This window comes from Enterobacter sp. 6722112, from assembly GCF_058661685.1.
Genome location: NZ_JBZWGR010000007.1, coordinates 139,626 through 160,420 on the forward strand (window position 1 = coordinate 139,626; position 20,795 = coordinate 160,420).

At 57.3% G+C, this 20,795-nt stretch carries 21 protein-coding genes and 2 pseudogenes; 4 read left to right on the forward strand and 19 right to left on the reverse strand.

Annotated features, from left to right (window positions below; all coding sequences use genetic code 11):
• Positions 1 to 36 precede the first annotated feature (36 nt).
• The 16 genes from phnP to AC4OVU_RS02225 all read right to left on the reverse strand — a co-directional run bounded on the left by phnP (position 37) and on the right by AC4OVU_RS02225 (position 11,979).
• The gene (phnP, locus tag AC4OVU_RS02150; protein ID WP_063158426.1) at positions 37 to 795 is read right to left on the reverse strand and encodes a phosphonate metabolism protein PhnP; all 759 of its coding nucleotides are present in this window, start codon (positions 793 to 795) and stop codon (positions 37 to 39) included.
• Between the two features lie 9 nt (positions 796 to 804).
• Entirely contained in the window at positions 805 to 1,239 is a 435-nt protein-coding gene (gene phnO, locus AC4OVU_RS02155; RefSeq protein WP_110292852.1) for an aminoalkylphosphonate N-acetyltransferase, read from the reverse strand.
• Positions 1,232 to 1,783 (reverse strand): ribose 1,5-bisphosphokinase, encoded by a 552-nt coding sequence (gene phnN, locus AC4OVU_RS02160; RefSeq protein ID WP_026080559.1) that lies wholly within the window; start codon positions 1,781 to 1,783, stop codon positions 1,232 to 1,234. Before phnN ends, phnO begins: the two co-directional genes overlap by 8 nt.
• Positions 1,780 to 2,916 (reverse strand): alpha-D-ribose 1-methylphosphonate 5-triphosphate diphosphatase, encoded by a 1,137-nt coding sequence (gene phnM, locus AC4OVU_RS02165; protein ID WP_110292851.1) that lies wholly within the window; start codon positions 2,914 to 2,916, stop codon positions 1,780 to 1,782. The genes phnN and phnM overlap by 4 nt, the downstream gene beginning before the upstream one ends.
• Positions 2,913 to 3,593, reverse strand: coding sequence for a phosphonate C-P lyase system protein PhnL (gene phnL, locus AC4OVU_RS02170; RefSeq protein ID WP_017382651.1), 681 nt, complete (start codon positions 3,591 to 3,593; stop codon positions 2,913 to 2,915). The genes phnM and phnL overlap by 4 nt, the downstream gene beginning before the upstream one ends.
• Positions 3,594 to 3,800: 207 nt before the next feature.
• Positions 3,801 to 4,556 carry a phosphonate C-P lyase system protein PhnK gene (gene phnK, locus AC4OVU_RS02175; RefSeq protein ID WP_015570221.1) on the reverse strand — a complete coding sequence of 252 codons (756 nt, stop codon included), beginning with the start codon at positions 4,554 to 4,556 and terminating at the stop codon, positions 3,801 to 3,803.
• Entirely contained in the window at positions 4,553 to 5,398 is an 846-nt protein-coding gene (gene phnJ / locus AC4OVU_RS02180; RefSeq protein ID WP_110292833.1) for an alpha-D-ribose 1-methylphosphonate 5-phosphate C-P-lyase PhnJ, read from the reverse strand. The genes phnK and phnJ overlap by 4 nt, the downstream gene beginning before the upstream one ends.
• The gene (locus tag AC4OVU_RS02185; RefSeq protein WP_047726068.1) at positions 5,391 to 6,455 is read right to left on the reverse strand and encodes a carbon-phosphorus lyase complex subunit; all 1,065 of its coding nucleotides are present in this window, start codon (positions 6,453 to 6,455) and stop codon (positions 5,391 to 5,393) included. Before AC4OVU_RS02185 ends, phnJ begins: the two co-directional genes overlap by 8 nt.
• A complete protein-coding gene (gene phnH, locus AC4OVU_RS02190; protein ID WP_003860219.1) occupies positions 6,455 to 7,039 on the reverse strand; it encodes a phosphonate C-P lyase system protein PhnH in 585 nt (194 codons plus the stop codon). The genes AC4OVU_RS02185 and phnH overlap by 1 nt, the downstream gene beginning before the upstream one ends.
• Positions 7,036 to 7,488, reverse strand: coding sequence for a phosphonate C-P lyase system protein PhnG (phnG, locus tag AC4OVU_RS02195; RefSeq protein WP_017694700.1), 453 nt, complete (start codon positions 7,486 to 7,488; stop codon positions 7,036 to 7,038). Before phnG ends, phnH begins: the two co-directional genes overlap by 4 nt.
• Positions 7,489 to 8,214 (reverse strand): phosphonate metabolism transcriptional regulator PhnF, encoded by a 726-nt coding sequence (gene phnF / locus AC4OVU_RS02200; RefSeq protein ID WP_006810434.1) that lies wholly within the window; start codon positions 8,212 to 8,214, stop codon positions 7,489 to 7,491.
• Between the two features lie 20 nt (positions 8,215 to 8,234).
• Entirely contained in the window at positions 8,235 to 9,002 is a 768-nt protein-coding gene (gene phnE, locus AC4OVU_RS02205; RefSeq protein WP_491928616.1) for a phosphonate ABC transporter, permease protein PhnE, read from the reverse strand.
• A gap of 158 nt (positions 9,003 to 9,160) precedes the next feature.
• Entirely contained in the window at positions 9,161 to 10,177 is a 1,017-nt protein-coding gene (gene phnD / locus AC4OVU_RS02210) for a phosphonate ABC transporter substrate-binding protein (RefSeq protein ID WP_491928617.1), read from the reverse strand.
• 23 nt (positions 10,178 to 10,200) lie between these two features.
• Positions 10,201 to 10,989 (reverse strand): phosphonate ABC transporter ATP-binding protein, encoded by a 789-nt coding sequence (gene phnC / locus AC4OVU_RS02215; protein ID WP_032104776.1) that lies wholly within the window; start codon positions 10,987 to 10,989, stop codon positions 10,201 to 10,203.
• A gap of 136 nt (positions 10,990 to 11,125) precedes the next feature.
• Positions 11,126 to 11,563 (reverse strand): VOC family metalloprotein YjdN, encoded by a 438-nt coding sequence (gene yjdN, locus AC4OVU_RS02220; protein WP_032104775.1) that lies wholly within the window; start codon positions 11,561 to 11,563, stop codon positions 11,126 to 11,128.
• An 80-nt stretch (positions 11,564 to 11,643) separates the two neighbouring features.
• Positions 11,644 to 11,979 carry a zinc ribbon domain-containing protein YjdM gene (locus tag AC4OVU_RS02225; RefSeq protein ID WP_003860206.1) on the reverse strand — a complete coding sequence of 112 codons (336 nt, stop codon included), beginning with the start codon at positions 11,977 to 11,979 and terminating at the stop codon, positions 11,644 to 11,646.
• A gap of 591 nt (positions 11,980 to 12,570) precedes the next feature.
• On the opposite strand from AC4OVU_RS02225, the pseudogene AC4OVU_RS02230 reads away from it, so the two are divergent.
• Positions 12,571 to 12,762: pseudogene (locus AC4OVU_RS02230) on the forward strand (hypothetical protein); the annotation flags it as partial.
• 16 nt (positions 12,763 to 12,778) lie between these two features.
• On the opposite strand, the gene AC4OVU_RS02235 reads toward AC4OVU_RS02230, so the two are convergent.
• Positions 12,779 to 13,476 (reverse strand): IS1-like element IS1A family transposase gene (locus AC4OVU_RS02235; RefSeq protein ID WP_223195251.1). Its coding sequence is split into 2 segments (ribosomal slippage): positions 12,779 to 13,227 and positions 13,227 to 13,476, totalling 699 coding nucleotides; the frame shifts between segments, so codons are not numbered across the junction.
• 54 nt (positions 13,477 to 13,530) lie between these two features.
• On the opposite strand from AC4OVU_RS02235, the pseudogene crfC reads away from it, so the two are divergent.
• Both crfC and AC4OVU_RS02245 read left to right on the forward strand, forming a co-directional pair.
• Positions 13,531 to 15,702 (forward strand): annotated as a pseudogene (gene crfC / locus AC4OVU_RS02240) (clamp-binding protein CrfC); the annotation flags it as partial.
• Entirely contained in the window at positions 15,699 to 16,577 is an 879-nt protein-coding gene (locus AC4OVU_RS02245; RefSeq protein ID WP_023295782.1) for a diguanylate cyclase regulator RdcB family protein, read from the forward strand. The pseudogene crfC and the gene AC4OVU_RS02245, both read left to right, overlap by 4 nt.
• Positions 16,578 to 16,610: 33 nt before the next feature.
• Here the strand turns inward: AC4OVU_RS02245 and kdgT are convergent, their stop codons facing one another.
• Positions 16,611 to 17,603, reverse strand: a complete 993-nt coding sequence (gene kdgT, locus AC4OVU_RS02250) for a 2-keto-3-deoxygluconate transporter (protein ID WP_017694692.1) — start codon at positions 17,601 to 17,603, stop codon at positions 16,611 to 16,613.
• A 646-nt stretch (positions 17,604 to 18,249) separates the two neighbouring features.
• Between kdgT and proP the strand changes: the two genes are divergently transcribed.
• Positions 18,250 to 19,752, forward strand: a complete 1,503-nt coding sequence (gene proP, locus AC4OVU_RS02255) for a glycine betaine/L-proline transporter ProP (RefSeq protein WP_015570231.1) — start codon at positions 18,250 to 18,252, stop codon at positions 19,750 to 19,752.
• Positions 19,753 to 19,785: 33 nt separating this feature from the next.
• On the opposite strand, the gene AC4OVU_RS02260 is transcribed toward proP, so the two are convergent.
• Positions 19,786 to 20,739 (reverse strand): nickel/cobalt transporter, encoded by a 954-nt coding sequence (locus AC4OVU_RS02260; protein WP_491928618.1) that lies wholly within the window; start codon positions 20,737 to 20,739, stop codon positions 19,786 to 19,788.
• Positions 20,740 to 20,795 lie beyond the last annotated feature (56 nt).

Here is a 20,795-nt window from a genome sequence, read left to right on the forward strand (position 1 = left end):
TAGGCCGGGTAAGGCGCAGCCGCCACCCGGCAAAATTTAATCCAACACCAGCACCATCCCGTCATACCCCGCTTCAATGCCGGACGGCAGCGGGTTATTCATCATCCACACGTCAAACTGATGGCTGATATGCGTCAGGATCACCTGCGGACAGCCAATCACCTCGTTCAGCGCAATCACCGTATTCAAGTCACAATGGTTGCGCGGCGTCTCCGGGCGCGGTTCATGGCTACAGTCGATAATCATCGCCTGCGGCTGATTGTTTAGCAGAAACGTCACCGTTTTATCCGGTAGCCCGGCGGTATCAGAAAGCCACGCCACGCGGCTGTGGGCGGACTCCAGCAGATAGCCAAACGTGAGTTTTGAATGGTTGAGCGGCAGCGGCGTGACCCGCAAGCCCTGAAGTTCAAACATCACAAACGGCTCCACCGTGTGGCTGAAATCGAGAAGGCCCGGATGCTTGAACAGGTCGTCACAGCCTGCGTCGTCCGGCGGACCGTAAACCGGAATGGTCGCTCCCACGCCCCAGCGCAGAGGAAAAAGCCCCTGAACGTGATCCATATGATAATGGGTAAGCAAAATCTGCCTGAAACTCCCCGCGGGCCAGTCGTCCATCAGGTGTGGAATACCCGCGTCCAGCAAGGTGACCGATTCGTTGAATTTCACCGCCGCGCTACAGGGGCGACGGCGATAATTTTCCTGTAAACGCGCCCGTCGGCACGCCGCGCAGTCGCAGCCAAACACCGGCACCAGCTGCGCCCCTCCGGTTCCTGTCAGCGTGATCGTCAGACTCATAACGCACCTCTACAGCGGTTTGGTGAAGCGGAAATGGCTTTGCGTATATCCTTCACGAACATAAAAACGGTGCGCGTCCATGCGCTTCACGCTGGTGGAAAGCTCGGTCAGCTCGGCGCCTGCCTGTCGCGCGACGTCCTCTGCCCAGGCCAGCAGCTGGCTGCCCACTTTTAATCCGCGCGCCTGCGGCATCACCACCAGCTCCTGGATCTCGCCGATCCAGCGGGCGTGATGCAGGTGAAACTGCATATGCAGGCCGATCATACCGATGATCTGCCCGTCCAGCTCGGCCAGCTGGTAACGCATATTGTGATCCTGCAAGTTGGCCAGATACCCGGCGTGAAACGCCTGATGATCGAACTCGGCCTGCTTAAGTTCGCAGATCAGCGCGTAAACGATCGGCGCATCGTCGGCGGTGGCGGGGCGAAGCTGGCAGTCAGGCATGCTGTTTCTCCTTCTGGCGAATAAGCGATAGAAAGGTCTCGACTGACTGTAGCAAACTTCCGTCGTTATTGAGGAGATGGCAACCCGACGGGGTGTAGCGCGCCGCCCGTTCCAGCCGCTGGTCGATCTCGCGCGCGTTTTCGCGCCCCCGCTTTTGCAGCCGGCTACGGAGAACGTCCGGGGAAACCTGCAAACAGACCGGGAGCAGCGCCGCTTCGTACCGGGCGCGAGCCTGCGGGAGATGCGCCCGCGAGCCGTTAACCAGCACGTCGAACCCCGCATGCAGCCAGAGGTCAATCTCAATACCGACGCCATAGTAGTAACCGTTGGCATGCCAGCTCAGCGCCAGCAGGTTTTGTCCGGCGCGGGTAAAAAACTCCTGCTCGCTCAGGGCGATATGGTTCTCGCTTCCGGCGTTGGCATCGCGCGTGATATAGCGGTGCGCGACCAGCAGCTGTGAATGTTCCCGCTGCCGTAACGCCGACAGCAGGCTGTCCTTCCCGGAGCCGGACGGGCCCATTAACCAGATGAGTCTTCCCATCAGAACACCCTTTTTCCCTGACGCCAGACGTGGTCGATATGAATGTGCTCGCCCTTACGGTGGGCGAGCACCAGATCGGCCCGTTTCCCCTCGGCAATTTCACCGCGATCGTGAAGATTAAGCGCGCTGGCCGGGTTTTTCGTCACCAGGCGAATCGCCTGTGGCAGCGTGAAGCTGTTGTTCTCGTCGTCCGCGACGCGGAAGGCCGCGTCCAGCAGGCTGGCGGGGTAATAGTCAGAGGAGAGGATATCCAGCAGGCCGAGCGAGGCGAGCCTGCTTGCCGCCACGTTGCCGGAGTGCGATCCGCCGCGCACGATATTTGGCGCGCCCATCAGGACGTTCATGCCGTGCTTACGCGATGCCTCTGCCGCTTCAAACGTGGTGGGAAATTCAGCTATCACGCTGCCAAGCTGGTGGGATTCGCGCACGTGATCGTGCGTGGCGTCGTCATGGCTGGCCAGGGCAATATTCCGGTCCCGGCACATCGCGGCAATGGAGAGGCGATTCGGCTGCGACCACTGGGCCGCAAGCAGGAGCTGCTCTTCTTCGTAGCGCGCCATCTCCGCGTCGTTGAGCGAATATTTGCCCTGATAGTATTCGCGATACTTTTCAATGTTGGCGAACTGGCGCTGCCCCGGCGAGTGATCCATCAGGGAAACCAGCGAGACCGGCTCGCGGCCCACCAGCTTCTCAAACAGCGGCAGGGTGGTGTGGTGCGGCAACTCGCAACGCAGGTGCAGGCGGTGCTCGGCGCGGTTGAGGCCGCGCTTTTGCGTCTCCTCCACGGCGTTGATCATCTTCTCCAGATTCTCCAGGCGATCGCCGCCGTCGCGCACGTCGCCAATCGCCACCGCGTCCAGCACCGTGGTGATGCCGCTGGCGACCATCAGCGCGTCGTGGCTGCTCATCGCTGAATGAGCAGGCCAGTCCACCTTTGGGCGCGGGGTGAAGAATTTATCGAGATTATCGGTATGCAGCTCAATCAGCCCCGGCAGCAGCCAGCCGCCTTCGCCGTCCATCGCTTCAGGAGTGCGGCTCCGGGTTTCGGCAAAGGCGCGGATGACACCGTCCCGCACCTCAACCGAGCCGTTCACGACCTCATTTTCCAGCACCAGCCTGACATTATTAATAATCATACGTTTGTCCCCATCGGGTGCAGTCTGTCCGCCACGCGTTGGCGTACGGCGTCGTCGTGGAAGATCCCGACGATCGCCGCGCCGCGCGCTTTGGCCTGTTCGATCAGTTCCATCACCGCTGCGCTGTTCTTACTGTCGAGCGAGGCGGTGGGTTCATCCAGGAGTAAAATCGGGTAATCGACGATAAAGCCGCGGGCGATGTTGACGCGCTGCTGCTCGCCGCCGGAAAAGGTCGACGGGGCGAGGTGCCACAGACGCTCCGGTACGTTGAGGCGCGTCAGCAGGCTGGCGGCTTTAGCGGCGCAGGTTTCGCGCGGCACGCCGAGATCCAGCAGGGGTTGCATGACCACGTCCAGGGCGGAGATCCGCGGGATCACTCGCAGGAACTGGCTGACCCAGCCGATCGTCGAGCGGCGCACTTCCAGCACTTTGCGCGCGGGAGCCTGAACCAGATCGACCCATTCATTGTTATGGCGAATATGAATATGGCCTTCGTCCGGCAGGTAGTTGGCATACAGGGAGCGCAGCAGGGTGGATTTTCCGCTGCCGGAATGGCCATGCAGCACCACGCATTCGCCGTTGCTGACCTCTAACGAGGCATTTTGCAGTACCGGCAGGCGGACGCCGTTTTGCTGGTGGAGCACAAAGGTTTTACTTACGTTTTGTACGTGGATCATGTTGGCCTCGCGATTCGTTTTGCCGGGTGGCGGCTTCGCCTTACCCGGCCTACGGGTGCGGTGTTCGTTTTGCCGGGTGGCGGCTTCGCCTTACCCGGCCTACGGGTGCGGTGTTCGTTTTGCCGGGTGGCGGCTTCGCCTTACCCGGCCTACAAGGTGCGGTGTTCGTAGGCCGGGTAAGCGCAGCGCCACCCGGCAACCGCGCCCTCAGTTCTGCAATACGGACGACACCAGCAGCTGGGTATACGGATGATGGGGATCGTCGAGCACGCGGTCGGTTAACCCACTTTCCACCACCTGACCCTGCTTCATCACCAGCAAGCGGTCCGCCAGCAGGCGCGCGACGCCTAAATCGTGGGTGACAATCACCACCGCCAGGTTTAGCTCCACCACCAGGCCGCGCAGCAGGTCGAGCAGGCGAGCCTGCACGGAGACGTCCAGCCCGCCGGTCGGTTCATCCATAAACACCAGCTTCGGATGGGTGACGAGATTGCGGGCAATCTGTAAACGCTGCTGCATGCCGCCGGAGAAGGTGGTCGGCAGGTCGTCGATGCGCGAGGCGGGAATTTCAACCTCTTCCAGCCAGTGCTGCGCCGTGGCGCGGATGTTGCCGTAGTGGCGCGCGCCGGTGGCCATCAGCCGTTCGCCGATGTTGCCCCCCGCCGACACCTGGCGGCGCAGGCCATCCATCGGGTGCTGGTGCACCACGCCCCACTCGGTGCGCAGCAGGCGGCGGCGATCGGCTTCGCTCATGCCATACAGCGACACGCCCTCATACAGAATGTCGCCATTCTGCGGCGTCAGGCGCGCGGAGATGGACTTCAGCAGGGTGGTTTTACCGGAGCCGGACTCGCCGACAATGCCCAGCACTTCGCCCGGCCACAGCTCAAACGACACGTCGCTAAAGCCTTTGCCCGGCGCATAAAGGTGAGTCAGGTTATTAACCGAAAGCAGCGGTTTCATTGGCTGTTCACCTCGCTCTGTTGGCGGCAGTAATCGGTGTCGGAGCAGACAAACATCCGTTTGCCCGTGTCGTCCAGCACCACTTCATCCAGATAGCTATGCTTCGAACCGCAGATGGCGCACGGCTCGTCCCACTCCTGCACCGTAAACGGGTGATCGTCGAAATCCAGGCTCTCCACACGGGTGTACGGCGGCACGGCGTAGATGCGTTTTTCACGTCCGGCACCAAAAAGTTGCAGGGCGGGCATCATGTCCATCTTCGGGTTATCGAATTTCGGGATCGGCGACGGGTCCATCACGTAGCGGCCGTTCACCTTCACCGGATAGGCGTAGGTGGTGGCGATATGGCCGAAGCGGGCGATGTCCTCATACAGTTTGACCTGCATGATCCCGTACTCTTCCAGGGCGTGCATGGTGCGGGTTTCGGTTTCCCGCGGCTCGATAAAACGCAGCGGCTCCGGGATCGGCACCTGGAAAATCAAAATCTGATCTTCATTCAGCGGGGTCTCCGGAATGCGGTGACGGGTCTGGATCAGCGTCGCGTCTTCGGTTTTTTCGGTAGTATTAACGCCCGTTACGCGCTTAAAGAAGTTGCGGATCGACACGGCGTTGGTGGTGTCGTCGGCACCCTGGTCGATGACCTTCAGCACGTCCGCCTCGCCGATCACGCTGGCGGTGATCTGAATACCGCCCGTGCCCCAGCCGTAGGGCATTGGCATTTCGCGGCCGCCGAATGGCACCTGGTAGCCGGGGATCGCCACTGCCTTCAGGATGGCGCGGCGGATCATGCGTTTAGTTTGTTCGTCCAGATAGGCAAAGTTGTAGCCGCTTAAGTTAGCCATTGGCGCGCTCCCGTTGCAGGCGTTTCAGCAGTTCCAGTTCGGCCTGGAAATCGACGTAGTGCGGCAGCTTGAGGTGCGAGACAAAGCCGGCGGCCTCAACGTTATCCGCGTGGGCCAGCACGAACTCTTCGTCCTGTGCCGGGCCTGCAATATGCTCGCCGTAGTCCGGCGCCTGGAGTGCACGGTCAACCAGCGCCATCGCCATCGCCTTGCGCTCGCTCAGGCCATACACCAGCCCGTAGCCGCGGGTAAAGTGCGGATCTTCATTCTCTGGCGCGACAAAACCGTTGACCATTTCGCACTCGGTCATCAGCATTTCGCCGATGTTCACCGCAAAACCCAGCTCTTCCGGCACGATTTCAATGTCGATATAACCGCTGCGGATCTCTGCCGCGAACGGGTGGTTGCGCCCGTAGCCGCGCTGCGTGGAGTAGGCCAGCGCCAGCAGATACCCTTCGTCACCGCGCATCAGCTGTTGCAGGCGGGACGAGCGCGAACAGGGATAGACCGGCGGCGTGCGGGTGATGTCATCCGGTGTGCTGCCGGTGTCCTCTTCCGCCTTCGCCAGCCCCTGGTTTGCCAGCAGGCTAAAGACGTGCGGGGAGGCGTCTTGTTCAGCGTCAGAGACGCTGAGCTGCGGTGTTTCACCGTTCGCCAGCAGAGTGAAGTCCAGCAGGCGATGGGTGTAGTCGTAGGTCGGACCAAGCAGCTGGCCGCCAGGAATATCTTTGTACACCGCAGAAATACGGCGCTCTAATCGCATTTCCGCCGTATCCACCGGCTCGCTTACCGCCAGCTTCGCAAGCGTAGTGCGGTAAGCGCGCAGCAGGAAGATGGCTTCCACGTTATCGCCGCTGGCCTGTTTCAGCGCCAGCGCCGCCAGTTCGCGGTCCGCGATGCCGCCTTCGGTCATCACGCGGTCGACGGCCAGGTTTAACTGCTGTTCAATCTGGGCGACGCTCAGCTCGGGAAGGGCGTCATCCCCCCGGCGTCTGTGCGCCTGCAAGGCATGGGCGGCGGCGATCGCCTTCTCGCCCCCTTTGACGGCAACGTACATCAGCACACCTCCACGTGAGTGGTTCTCGGGATCGCCAGCAGGCGCTCGCCGCAGGTCAGGATCAGGTCGATACCGAGCGGGAACGGATGCGGGCGCTCGGTCAGCTCATGAATGATGCACTCCGGCAGCTGGGGGGCGACCATCCGCTCGTCGGCAATCCCTGCACCCGTCAGGCGCAGCATGCGGCCACCGCTCAGGCTGGAGACCTGCAAAATCAGCGTAGCGCTGGTTTCTGGTGCGACGGCGCTGCCTTCGCTCAGGGCGTTAAGCTGTTCGTGGCTGATTTGCTCGTCGGCCACGGCGAAGACCGCCTGCTGGGGCTGCTCGACCAGCGGCGCGTTGGTGTGAAAGCGCAGGTTCTGGCTGGCGATATCGTTCAGCAATGCGCCTGACAGCCATACCGGGGTGTCGTTGTCCGCCAGGGTCAGCAGCACGCTGGTCGAGGCGAGGTTCAGCGGCAGCCAGCCCTGGGAGAGCTGGTGCAGCGAGACAATGACGCCCGGCTCGCTCATGGCTTTCAGCAGGCGACGGAAACTCTGTTGGGCATCCTGGACGGCCAGGGTAAAAGCAGGTTGAAGCGTCATGCGTTGTCTCCGCGAACGAGCGTAAAGAAGTCGACCCGGCTGGTATTCACTTCGGCCTGACGCGCGGCAAGGCGTGCGGCGCGGTCGGCTTCCAGCGGGGCAATAAGGGTTTCCATTAACGTCTGAAAATGCGGCTGTTCCTGTAAAAGCGCGTCGATCGCTGCGCAGCGCTCGGCGTGCGTTTTGTCGCGCCCAAGTACGTAGCCGTAGCCCAGCGTGCCGCTTTTCAGGCGGATCACCGCGCGGGTGAGGGTGGCATCGCCGGCGAAGAAGCGCTCGCCGGTGCCGCCCATGCGTGCCTGGATCTGCACCAGGCCGATCTCCGGCGCGCGGATCGTGTCGTAGTCCGGCGTCAGGCCGAGCGCGCTCATGCGGGCAGCCAGCGCATCAGGCTGGCTGTGGGCCAGCACGCGCATCCAGCGCTGACGAGTGGAGGTGTCGAAGTGCATTCAGTGCTCCATGGTAAATTCAATCATGTCGGCGCGGGTCAGGCTGACGGAGTATTCCGTTGCGTTGACGTCGCCGTCACGGTGGTTGAGGGTGCGCACGCAGAGCAGCGGGGCCATGTTGGGGATCTCCAGCACCTTGCTCTCTTTCGCCTGCGCGCGGCGGGCGCTGATGCGCGTCTGGGTGCGTTTGAGCGCGATACCCGTCGCGTCCTGAAGAAAATCATGCAGGGAACCGCTGGCGAAATGTTGCAGCACGGGCCAGAGGGTAAGGTCCGCAAAGTAGTGGTCGATCTGACAGACCGCCACGCCGTTTACCCGGCGCAACGTGCGCAGGTGAACGACGTTGTCGCCCTCCTGAATCCCCAGCGCGTCCGCCACGTGGCGGGAGGCCGGGCGCAGGACTGACAGCAGCTTTTCGCTGGTGGGGTGGCTGCCCTGATCGAGCAGGTTCTGGCTAAAACGCGCCTGGGCATTGAGCGGGTAGTCGAACGGACGCATCAGCACCAGTACGCCGACGCCCTGACGGCGCTGGACCCAGCCGCGCTCCACCAGTTGATCGATGGCGCGACGCAGGGTGTGGCGATTCACTTCGTAGCGGTCGGCAAGCTGCTGCTCGGCGGGCAGGTAGTCTCCGCAGCGGTAGTGCGTGCGCAGCTCCACTTCGAGCTTGGCCGCAATCTCTTGCCAGCGGGTGGGGTAACTGGTCGGATGTCTGGATAAGTGCATACAAATCAAAGCCTCGCTTCTCAGATGAAGTGCTTACGCAAACGTTGAGAGAGGAAATCCAGCAGGCTGACAGTGACGATGATGAGCACCATCAGGGCGCAGGTTTGCTGGAACTGGAAACCACGAATGGCTTCCCACAGGGTGACGCCAATGCCGCCTGCGCCCACCATGCCGACCACGGTGGCGGAGCGAACGTTGGACTCGAAGCGGTACAGGGAGTAGGAGATGAGCAGCGGCATCACCTGCGGCAGGACGCCGTAGAGGATCTCTTCGATTTTGTTCGCTCCGGTTGCGCGGATGCCTTCCACCGGGCCGGGCTCGATGGCTTCAACCGCTTTGGAGAGCACGCCGGTGGTGTGGATGAACAGCGCCATCACGCCCGCGAACGGACCCAGGCCGACGGCGACCACGAACAGCATCGCAAAGACCATTTCGTTGATGGCGCGACAGGCGTCCATCAGGCGACGCATCGGCTGGTAGATCCACCACGGCACGATGTTTTCGGCGCTCATCAGGCCAAACGGAATGGAGAGGATCACGGCGAGGGCGGTGCCCCAGACGGCAATTTGCAGGGTGATCGCCATTTCACCGAGGTAGTCCTGCCACTGGCTGAAGTCCGGCGGGAAGAAGTCGGCGGCGAAGGTCGCCATGTTGCCGGAATCTTTGAAGAGCAGCAGCGGATCCATCTCCGCGCCCTTCCAGGAGATAACGAGCACCGCCAGCAGAACGGCCCAGCTTATGAGCGAGAACCAGCTGCGCTTTGGCGGCGGGAGGGTGATGGTTTGCATGTTTTACTCCGCGGGTCTTTGTGTGCCGGATGGCGCTACGCTTATCCGGCCTACGATCTGTTCCCCCTCTCCCTGTGGGAGAGGGCCGGGGTGAGGGCATCAGCGTGCGCATTTCCCCCTCACCCTAACCCTCTCCCTCAAGGGAGAGGGGACGTAAGTTACTGCACCGCTTTATTCACGCTGGTCATGGCACCGAGCGCGGCGGTCAGGCGGTCGAGATCGTCCAGCTGCGCCTGAATTTCCGACACTTTGCTGGTCTTCTCTTCTTCCTTCAGACCCTTGTTGTCCTTCACGCCCTGCATCTGCTTGAACAGCGCCAGCTGGCGAATCGGCACCAGCTGCAAATCGCTGGACGCGCGGAACGGTGCCCAGCCCAGACGTGCCAGAACCGCTTTCTCTTCCGGCGTTTTGCCGTAGTTCATAAAGAAGTCGTAGACCTTGTCCTTGGTGCTCTCGGAGAGGTTTTTGCGCCACACGATCGGGTCGCCCGGGATCAGCGGCGATTTCCAGATAACCTTGATTTCCTTCAGCTTGTCCGGCGCGGAGGTCTTCAGCTTGTCGAGGTTTTCAGTGTTGTTGGTGGCGACGTCAACCTGCTTATTCGCCACGGCCAGGGCGTTGGTTTCGTGGCTGGCGTTGACCGTGCGCTTAAAGTCGCTGGCGGAGACGTTGTTTTTCGCGAAGACGTAATAGCTAGGGACGAGGAAGCCGGAAGTGGAGTTCGGGTCGCCGTTACCAAACGTCAGCTCTTTGCGTTTGGCGAGCATGTCGTTGAGGTTGTTGATCGGGCTGTCTTTGTTCACGATCAGCACGCTCCAGTAGCCCGGGGAGCCGTCTGCCGCAACGGTCTGGGCGAAGACCTGGCCGTTCGCGCGATCTACCGCTTCCATAGCAGAGAGGTTGCCATACCAGGCGATGTCCACTTTGTTGAAGCGCATTCCCTGAATGATGCCCGCGTAGTCCGGGGCGAAGAAGGCGTTTACTTTGATCCCCAGTTTGGTTTCCATATCTTTCAGGAACGGTTCCCACTGCGGCTTCAGGTTTTGCTGTGATTCCGTTGAAATGATGCCAAAGTTCAGCGCTTTTTCCTGTTCCTCAGCGTAAGCAGGGCTTAGCAGGGTGCTGATGCTGAACATGCTGGTGAAGGCCAGCGCGGCAACGGCTTTGTAGTTCATGTCCATTCCTCGTTATGGGGACGTTAAGCAGCCTGCGCGCGCTCTTCGACGCGGTTTACGCTGCGGTAGAGATGATCAAAACGTTCGTTATCAAACTGGTGGCTTGCGCCATCGAAGAACACATTGCCCTGACGCAGGGCGACGATGCGCTCGCAGTAGCGCAGGGCGTAATCCACCTGATGCAGCGTCACCACCACGGTGATGCCGTCGTTCTGGTTGATGTCGCGCAGGGTTTCCATCACGATGCGGGCCGATTCCGGGTCCAGCGAGGCGATAGGTTCATCGGCCAGAATGATTTTGGCTTTCTGCATCAGGGCGCGGGCGATGGCGACGCGCTGCTGCTGTCCGCCGGAGAGCGTGGAGACGCGCTGGTGGGCGAAATGCGCCATGCCGACGCGGGTCAGCGCCTGTAAGGCTTCTTGCTTCTGGGATGGGGAGAACCAGCGCAGGCAGGTGCGCCAGAACGGGGTGCTGCCGAGCGCGCCAATCAGCACGTTCTCGAGCACGGTCAGGCGGTTCACCAGGTTGAACTGCTGAAAGATATAGCCCGTCTGGGCGCGGCTTTTGCGAATATCGCTCGCCAGACGCCCCGCATGTTGCACGGTGTTACCCAGCAGTTCGACGCGGCTTTCCGGCGTTTTGTCACAGGTAATCAGGCCGCTCAAGTGACGAAGAAGGGTTGATTTACCTGAACCAGACGGCCCCAACAGCGCCACCATTTCGCCCTGCTGGACGGTCAGATCAACGGCATGCAGCGCCTTGTTGTGATGGAAGGTTTTGCTCAGTTTCTCGACGCGAATGACAGTTTGCATGTGCCGGGCCTCACGATAAATGTGGCCTCATGCTGGCGCATCAATATGACATTTGGGTTAAGTCTCGGTTGCGGGAATTTGAAGAGTTGAGGGGAGTTTGATGACAGGCGGAGGCAGACTGCCCACCGCCCGAAAATTAGTGCTGCTGCTTAACGACGTTAATCATCCACGGCACGCCGTATTTGTCGGTGACTTTCCCGAATCCGTGCGCCCAGAAAGTCTCCTGCCAGGCCATTTCGACATTGCCGCCATCAGAGAGGTTGTCGAACCAGCGTTTGCCTTCATCCACGTCCTGCGTGTCGAGCACCAGCGTAAATCCGGCGTACTGCGCGCTGCTGCCGGGTGGCAGACCATCGCTCATCATGATATCGCTGCCGGCAATGCGGACGTTAGAGTGGGCGATGGCGGTATCCGGGAAGTTCATGCCTGACGGACAGCCTTCTTCACTGTTTTCGTCTTTGGGCATTTCGCCGAAGGTGATTTTGTAGAGGAGCTCTGCGCCGACGGCCTGCTGATAGAAGGCCGTCGCCTCCGCACAGTTGCCGGCGAAAGAGATGTAGGGACTTAACGGCATAATCTTTACCTCACGTAAGAAAAGCCCGTTAAGTGTAGTTCCCGAACGCCCGGTAAGCGAAGCGTCACCGGGCGGGACAATCAGTTCTTTTTCACGAACTCAGATTTCAGTTTCATCGGACCGAAGCCGTCAATTTTGCAGTCGATATTATGATCGCCTTCAACCAGACGGATATTTTTGACTTTAGTGCCGATCTTCAGCATGGAGGAACTGCCTTTTACCTTCAGATCTTTCACAACGGTAACGCTGTCGCCGTCTGCCAGCAGGTTGCCGTTTGCGTCTTTCACGATCAGCGCATCGCTGTCCTGTGCAGGCTCCGCATCGTTCCATTCATGGGCGCATTCCGGGCAAACGAACATGCCATTGTCTTCATAGGTGTATTCAGAATTGCATTTCGGGCAGTGTGGAAGTTGCATGTTGGTATCCTCAAAAGTGTTAACACGCTGGAAAACGCCAGCTAAATGACGGCAGTGTGCCGAAAAAGGCAGCGAGTATAACGCAAATCCCCACTTTTGTCGGTGATATTGTTTTATAAAAATAGCGCATAAATGCGCAAGCGATGACACGAACTGTCAGTGAATTAAGGGAATCTTAAGCCCTGAACGGCAGAGATCGTAATCATGCTAAATGTATCGAATATTTTATTACAGCAAATTGCTACGCTGTGCCATTTCGGATAAGGTGAAGGAACAAGCCGTTATTTATCTATCCTCTTCTGACGCCATACATCTTTTGGCGCCAGGGAATACCTCTCTTTTTTGGTGGGTAAATAACGATGATATATCCTGATGTTTCCTGAAAATGCGTTTTGTCTATTCACTTTTGGCTTTCTGGCCAGGGGATGTTTTACACGTATTACGAGGGTGGTTTTTAAATTCTCATTATCTTCAGTTAGTTGTATTAAATGAACATGTTTTCCATACGTGATCATATAAGCCTGAAAAGTATAATTAAAACATCGTGGCTTAATAAAAGTAATAAATTTGCGTTAAGGGAAGGCTTTTATCATGCACACACAGACCATATTTGAATTAAGCCAGGAAGCTGAACGATTGTTACAGCTCGCTCTGAACAATCTTGATTCATTAAAATCTATGCCGATTGCAAAGCTGGATAGCACAGCCGCTGCGATGAGCGGCGTTAATAACAACGTTTTGCCGTTACATTTTAGCGCACGGGGTGTCGACGCTCAGCAGGCGAGGTAATGACTCCAACTTATTGATAGTGTTTTATGTTCAGATAATGCCCGATGACTTTGTCATGCAGCTCCACCGATTTTGAGAACGACAGCGACTTCCGTCCCAGCCGTGCCAGGTGCTGCCTCAGATTCAGGTTATGCCGCTCAATTCGCTGCGTATATCGCTTGCTGATAACGTGCAGCTTTCCCTTCAGGCGGGATTCATACAGCGGCCAGCCATCCGTCATCCATATCACCACGTCAAAGGGTGACAGCAGGCTCATAAGACGCCCCAGCGTCGCCATAGTGCGTTCACCGAATACGTGCGCCACAACCGTCCTCCGTATCCTGTCATACGCGTAAAACAGCCAGCGCTGGCGCGATTTAGCCCCGACATAGCCCCACTGTTCGTCCATTTCCGCGCAGACGATGACGTCACTGCCCGGCTGTATGCGCGAGGTTACCGACTGCGGCCTGAGTTTTTTAAGTGACGTAAAATCGTGTTGAGGCCAACGCCCATAATGCGGGCGGTTGCCCGGCATCCAACGCCATTCATGGCCATATCAATGATTTTCTGGTGCGTACCGGGTTGAGAAGCGGTGTAAGTGAACTGCAGTTGCCATGTTTTACGGCAGTGAGAGCAGAGATAGCGCTGATGTCCGGCGGTGCTTTTGCCGTTACGCACCACCCCGTCAGTAGCTGAACAGGAGGGACAGCTGATAGAAACAGAAGCCACAGGAGCACCTCAAAAACACCATCATACACTAAATCAGTAAGTTGGCAGCATCACCAGCAGGCGATGCTGAATAACGAATTACGCAAAATAACCCGCCTCGAAATGGTGCTGGCGATTGTGGGTACCATGAAAGCGGGAAAATCGACCACCATTAATGCGATTGTGGGCACGGAAGTGCTGCCGAACCGCAATCGTCCGATGACGGCACTTCCCACGCTGATCCGCCATACGCCGGGCCAGAAGGAGCCGGTGCTGCATTTTTTGCACGTTTCGCCCATCGATACCCTGATTACCCAGTTGCAGAAAAAACTGTGCGATAAAGATCGCGGCAAGCTGGCGCGGCGTCTGGAAATCGACAAGGACATGAATACGCTGCTGGAGCGCATAGAAAGAGGTGAGGCGTTTGAAAAACATCACCTGGGCGCGGAGCCCATCTTTCATTGTCTGAAAAGCCTGAACGATCTGGTGCGGCTGTCTCAGGCGCTGGGCGTGGAGTTTCCGTTCTCTGAGTATGCCGCGATAGAACATATTCCGGTGATTGAGGTGGAGTTTGTGCATCTCGCCGGTCTGGATGCGCACCTGGGGCAACTGACGCTGCTCGACACGCCGGGGCCGAACGAGGCCGGTCAGCCGCACCTGCAAAAAATGCTCAGCGAGCAGCTGGCGTGCGCCTCCGCCGTGCTGGCGGTGATGGACTATACACAGCTTAAATCTATTTCTGATGCGGAGGTTCGTCAGGCAATTTCGGCTGCCGGGAAATCCGTACCGCTTTACGCCCTGGTCAACAAATTCGATCAGAAAGATCGTAACAGCGACGATGAAGAGCAGGTGCGGGCGATGATTTCCGGCACGCTGATGAAAGGAAATATTTCTCCGGGGCAAATTTATCCGGTCTCTTCTATGTGGGCCTATCTGGCAAACCGCGCCCGCTATGAGATGAACGTTCATGGGCGCCTTCCCGATCATCAGGATCAGCGTTGGGTACAGGATTTTGCCGAGGCCGCGCTGGGCCGCCGCTGGCGAACGGCCGACCTGGACGATATTGACCATATTCGCCATGCGGCGGATCTGCTGTGGGAGGATTCGCTGTTCGAACAGCCCATCCGCAAACTGATTTACGCGGCTTACGCCAACGCCTCGCTGTTCGCTTTGCGGTCGGCATCGCATAAGCTGCTGAACTATGCGCAAAATGCCAGAGAATACCTGGATTTTCGCCATCAGGGACTGACGGTCGCTTTTGATGAGCTGGAGCTGAATATTGCGCGCCTGGAAGAGGATATGACGATGCTGCGTCAGCGGCAGAGCGTGGTGAGCGATGAGGTCCAGCATGAAGTTGAAGAGGCGCTTAACGCAACGGATGCATTCCTGCTTCGCCAGAAAGGTGAACTTCACCAGGCGCTGGGCGACATTTTTAGCCGCCCGTCTATTCTTGATTTAGCAGGGCGCGAGCCATCCAGTTTGCGTGCAGACGACGCGGATGCGATCCAGCAGCTGGTGCTTGACGATGAAGGGCAGGCGCAGATTGTCCTGAGCAAGATCCGATCGTCATGCGAGCAGATTATGCTGAATGCGCAGAGCAGAATTGGCCGGGAGCTGGCGTTACGCTTCGATCAGCTGGAGTCTACGCTCGCCCGATCGTTGAATGAGGCGATGCGCCCTATCGAGACGCGAATCAAGGAGCAGCTCAGTCATGCCGGATTTCGGGCGCGGATTAGCTTCCCGGCGTTTCAGGCAAACCAGCTTAATTTCAATACGCGCGGCTTATTTAATGATGCCATTGTGCAGGACACCCCTCCCGCCAGTCAGCCAGCAGGGGCAGGCAGCGTACGTAATACCGTCTCGCGCTGGCTCAATAATCCCGGCTGGGGCTGGGAAGAGTATGTCGTGACGCGCACACGCTATGTCATCGACATCGTTCAGCTTCATGGCAAATTTACGCAACATATCGATCAGTTTTGCGATCAAATACGTAAAGCTTTGGCCGCGCAGGTCGATGTCTCTGTTACGGCAGGTATGGCAACGTTCTTTGCAGAGTTTTCGTTGTGCCTGACCGGGTTACAGGAAAGCTTGCGTGATAGCCTTGCCGTGCGGCAGCAGAATGAACATTCAACCCGGGCGCTTAGCCAGTTGTTGAAGCAAAGTATGACTACTGCGGCGTGGATTCAGGAAGATACCCGACTGTTACGCGATGATATTCAAACCTTATTCGCGGCAGAGCAACCATGACAACACAGCTACTGGACGGTCCCGGGCGGACGCTGGAGTGTATTCATCCAAAATTTATGGTCGATTTGGTCCAGGGGGCGGACGCTGCACGTCACTCCCTCCTGGGGCCACAGCAACTGCAATTTCGTGAGCGTTTGACGCAGGAGATCATTACGCAGACCCGGCTGCGGCCGTGGGCAATGGCGGGAATGCTCAACGAAAATGCAGCGCTGCGGCTGGGTCTGGCGGAGAAACTGGCCGGTATGCTCGACCCCGGGCACCTTGCGCTGACCCGTATGTCCGACAGGCTGGTAGCCCTGCGCCAGCAGGTGAATCCACGCCTCCCTCAACCGCCCGGATTGTTGCAACAGTACGAGGAGCTCTCCGCACATTTCAACCAGCGTGCCGCCTATAAAGAGAAAGCGCTCGCGCAGCGCGGCCTGACGGTTCAGGCGGGTGAGCACAGCGAGCAAATTTTTACCCGCTGGCGAGCCGGGCAGTATGACGGCTGGTCGCTGGCGGGCCGCTGCTTTATCGTGCTGGAAGAGTTGCGCTGGGGGGCGTTTGGCGATGCCTGTCGTCTGGCGAATAGCGATGTGGCGGCCATGCTGAAAGATAATCTGCGCAGCATGGCCGCAAACTATCTGGCACAGGGAATTAATGCTTCTCCCACCACCCGGCATTTTTACCATCAGTGGCTGACGACGCCCGCTTCTCCCGGTCTGATTGATTATAAAGATATGCTGGGCTGGCTGGGGGACTGGTGTCAGGCGGATAAACATCCGGTGAGCTGGTCAGTGACGCAGAGCTGGCAAACGGTCGCGCTGGGAATGCCGAGACTCTGTTCGGCAAAACGGCTGGTGGATGGCATGGTGGAAGAGATATTTGGTACGTGATTGCCCCCTCTTTTTAAGGAGGGGGCGAAAGGGTTAGTGGTGCATTTCTACCGCTTCAGGTTCTGTTTGGGACTCAGGCACATGCCCAAAGCGTCTGGCATACAGTGCCGTGATGACAGGGACCAGAATTGCCGTCACAATCACGCTGGCGGCAACCAGAGCCGTGGCGGAAGCGGCCACGGGTTCAAAGGCCGGGTTAATCTGGGCGATAATCACCGGGTTGGCTACCGCAGCGCCTGCGGCCGAAGAGGCGGCCACGCCCGCGGTTCCGTTGCCGCCCCCGATGACGCGGTCTGCAATAATCAGTGGAATACCCGTGATGACGATGACGGCAACACCCAGCACAATGCCCAGCAGGCCGGTTTCCAGAATCACGTTCAGGTTGATGGTATTGCCCAACGCGAAGCCGAAGAACGGGATCAGTACCGGGGTGGCTTTGCTGAAGAAATCACGCAGATCGTGATCGAGGTTGCCCAGCGCAAAACCAATCAGGAACGGCAGGATCGCCCCGACAAAATGGTGTGGTTCAAAAGAGGCAAGGCCGGCAGAACCCAGAATCAACATCGTCATCAGCGGACCCGACTCCAGGGACATCAGCACGAACGCGCCCGATTCTTCTTTGGTGCCATATTGATTCATCAGGCTGGCATAGAGACCGCCGTTGGTCATATCCATTGCTGAGACTATGGCCAGAACAGATAATCCGGCGAAGAAGCCGGTCTGAATTCCATTCTCCGGAATGAACATCGCACAGATCATGGCAACAACCCAGGCGACCGCAATTTTAGTAATGACCAGCGTCCCTGATTTACGTAATACCGTACCTGTTGCACGCAAGTTAATAGATGCGCCGATGCAAAAGAACCAGACTGCCAGAATCGGTACCGTTCCGGTAATCATACCTTTTGTAAAACCGCCAAAATAAGCACCGGTATTCGGGGCTAGCGTATTTAATATCGCGCCAAGTACCAGCGGGACCAGCATCATCCCGCCCGGGATGCGTTCTATTGTTGCTTTAATCTTCATCATTAACCCTCACATCTCGTCCGCATGGCTGGCGGAAAGCTCAAAAAATAGATCAACAAATTCAAACGATTGCCTTTTTTGGGACCAATCTATTCGTTATTTATGCTGTAGAGCGAAATTCAGGTGTTCAGCATTCCTTCATTTGAAAGCTGCTGGGATATCGTGTTCGGATTTATCATGCGATCTTTGGAATTTTGATTCAATGAAAATAAAACGCTGTTTTAGTTATCTTCGTCACATATTGAATGTAAACAGGATTGCCCACTGTTAATAATTGAATTTTGTGTAAATTCGCTGTGAAGAAATGTGCTTGCATTTTGTTTGGGGAAGAATAATAACGGGCGTTAAGATCTGTTTGATAAGGGGGTTTAGAATGACCTTATTTATCGTGAATTGACAAAAGCTGAAGGCAACTTACGAACAGGAAAAATATGTGTGAAGTTGATCACATATATAAACGCTGGTAGGGTAAAAAGGTCTTTAACTGCCCAGACAGGCGTCAACAGGTTCGGTTGTATTGAGGTAAAACGTCAATGTAAGTAAACCTGCTACGCTTGAATAAGGAGATTCGCATGGAGCGGGTCTCTGGTTCACAGCTTGCAAAATGCGCTGTGAAACGGACGGGGCTGAGTCTACGAGGAAAGCTATGCTTAGAAGGAAAAAAGTAAAACCCATCACGCTGCGCGATGTCACCATTATTGATGACGCGAAACTGCGCAAAGCGATTACAGCGGCCTCGCTCGGTAATGCGATGGAGTGGTTCGATTTTGGTGTTTACGGCTTTGTGGCCTATGCACTTGGTAAAGTGTTCTTCCCTGGTGCCGATCCCAGCTTGCAGATGATTGCTGCGCTGGGTACGTTCTCCGTTCCCTTCCTGATTCGTCCTCTCGGTGGCCTTTTCTTCGGCATGCTGGGTGATAAATATGGTCGCCAGAAGATCCTGGCTATTACCATTGTCATCATGTCGATAAGTACATTCTGTATCGGCCTTATTCCGTCGTATGCAACTATTGGTATATGGGCGCCGATTCTGCTGTTGATCTGTAAGATGGCGCAGGGCTTCTCCGTTGGCGGCGAATATACCGGTGCATCGATTTTTGTCGCTGAATATTCTCCGGACCGTAAACGTGGCTTTATGGGCAGCTGGCTGGACTTTGGTTCGATTGCCGGTTTTGTCATGGGCGCGGGGGTTGTGGTTCTGATCTCAACCGTAGTGGGTGAAGAGAACTTCCTTGACTGGGGCTGGCGTATTCCGTTCTTCCTGGCGCTGCCGCTGGGCATCATTGGGCTTTATCTGCGTCACGCCCTGGAAGAGACGCCTGCGTTCCAGCAGCACGTTGAAAAGCTGGAGCAGGGTGACCGTGAAGGGTTACAGGATGGCCCGAAAGTGTCGTTCAAGGAGATTGCGACCAAACACTGGCGCAGCCTGCTGACCTGTATTGGTCTGGTGATTTCCACCAACGTCACCTATTACATGCTGTTGACCTACATGCCGAGCTACCTGTCGCATAACCTGCACTACTCGGAAGACCACGGTGTGCTGATTATTATCGCCATCATGGTGGGTATGCTGTTTGTGCAGCCGATTATGGGTCTGCTGAGCGACCGCTTTGGCCGTAAGCCATTCATTATTCTCGGCAGCGTAGCCCTGTTCGCACTGGCAATCCCGGCCTTTATTCTGATTAACAGCAATGTGCTGGGGCTGATTTTCGCCGGTCTGCTGATGCTGGCGGTGATCCTCAACTGCTTCATCGGGGTGATGGCTTCTACGCTGCCGGCAATGTTCCCGACGCATATTCGCTACAGTGCGCTGGCGGCAGCCTTTAATATCTCCGTTCTGATTGCGGGCCTGACGCCGACGCTTGCTGCTTCACTGGTGGAGAGCACGCAGAACCTGATGATGCCTGCTTACTATCTGATGGTCATTGCGGTGATCGGCCTGATTACCGGTATTACCATGAAGGAGACGGCGAATCGTCCGTTGAAAGGGGCAACGCCTGCGGCGTCTGATATTCAGGAAGCGAAAGAGATCCTGCGTGAGCACTACGATAATGTAGAGCAGAAGATTGAAGATATTGACGCAGAGATTGAGGCGCTCCAGACAAAACGCTCTCGCCTTGTCGATCAGCATCCTCGAATTAACGAGTGATAAAAAAACCCGCCGCTGGCGGGTTTTCTTTTATTAGCATCCTGCGGCAATATAGTCGCCGCCGGCGCTGACGGGGATCACCGTCAGGAACAGGATCGTCGCGAACAGTATCAGAACAACCCCTCCGGCAATTTTGACCATCGGCATTACCCAGTTCAGGGACGTGCCGCCGCCAAACCAGGTTACTGTGCGTTCACGCGCGTAACGTACTGCCAGCGACAGCCCCATAATCGACAGCGCCGTGCCCAGCGACATTGTCATCACAGCAGCAATCCCCCAGCTAATAATACCGAGCGCATTCGAGAACATCAGGATCATAATTGCCCCGCTGCACGGGCGTGCGCCAATGGCCAGCACCACGCCCAGACGGGTTTTCCAGTCGCTTTTAGTCAGATCCACCCCTACGCCGTGATGGCCGCAGCCACAGCGTTCATTATGCTGGTGAAGCGGCTTGATGGCGCTAATCGCCATTTTGCGCGGACGCAGGCTGCTGAGCGCCTGATAAATGATAAACGCGCCGAAGACGGCAATCAGCACGGCGCTGATTTTCTCGACGTACCAACGGCTGGTGCTGATATCTCCTGACGCGAGGTTCAATCCAACCGCCAGGATAAAGACAAAGACGATCGCGCTGACGCCCTGCATCATGCTACCGATAAACGGTACGACGCGCGCCGCGAGCTGGCTCTCTTTATTGGTGGTGAGATACGTGGTGACGATAAATTTGCCGTGCCCAGGTCCAACGGCATGGAGTACACCATAAAGAAACGCACCGGTTAACAACCATAGCCCACCGCTGTACTGATGATTATTAAGTTGCAGCAGATACATCACCAGATATCGGTGCAGGGTGATCTGGGTGGCGAGGCACCACTGAATAAAAGCATTCCAGTGCGTATGCAGTGCAAAACCTGCCATAAATAACACCAGCACGGCGAGCCCGGCGGTTGGGATACGCCAGTCACGTTGAAGTCGTTGTGTCGTCATGAGGTTGGCCCGCGAGAGAAATATTTGCCGCTAGTATAGTGTTCAAATCGCTGGAT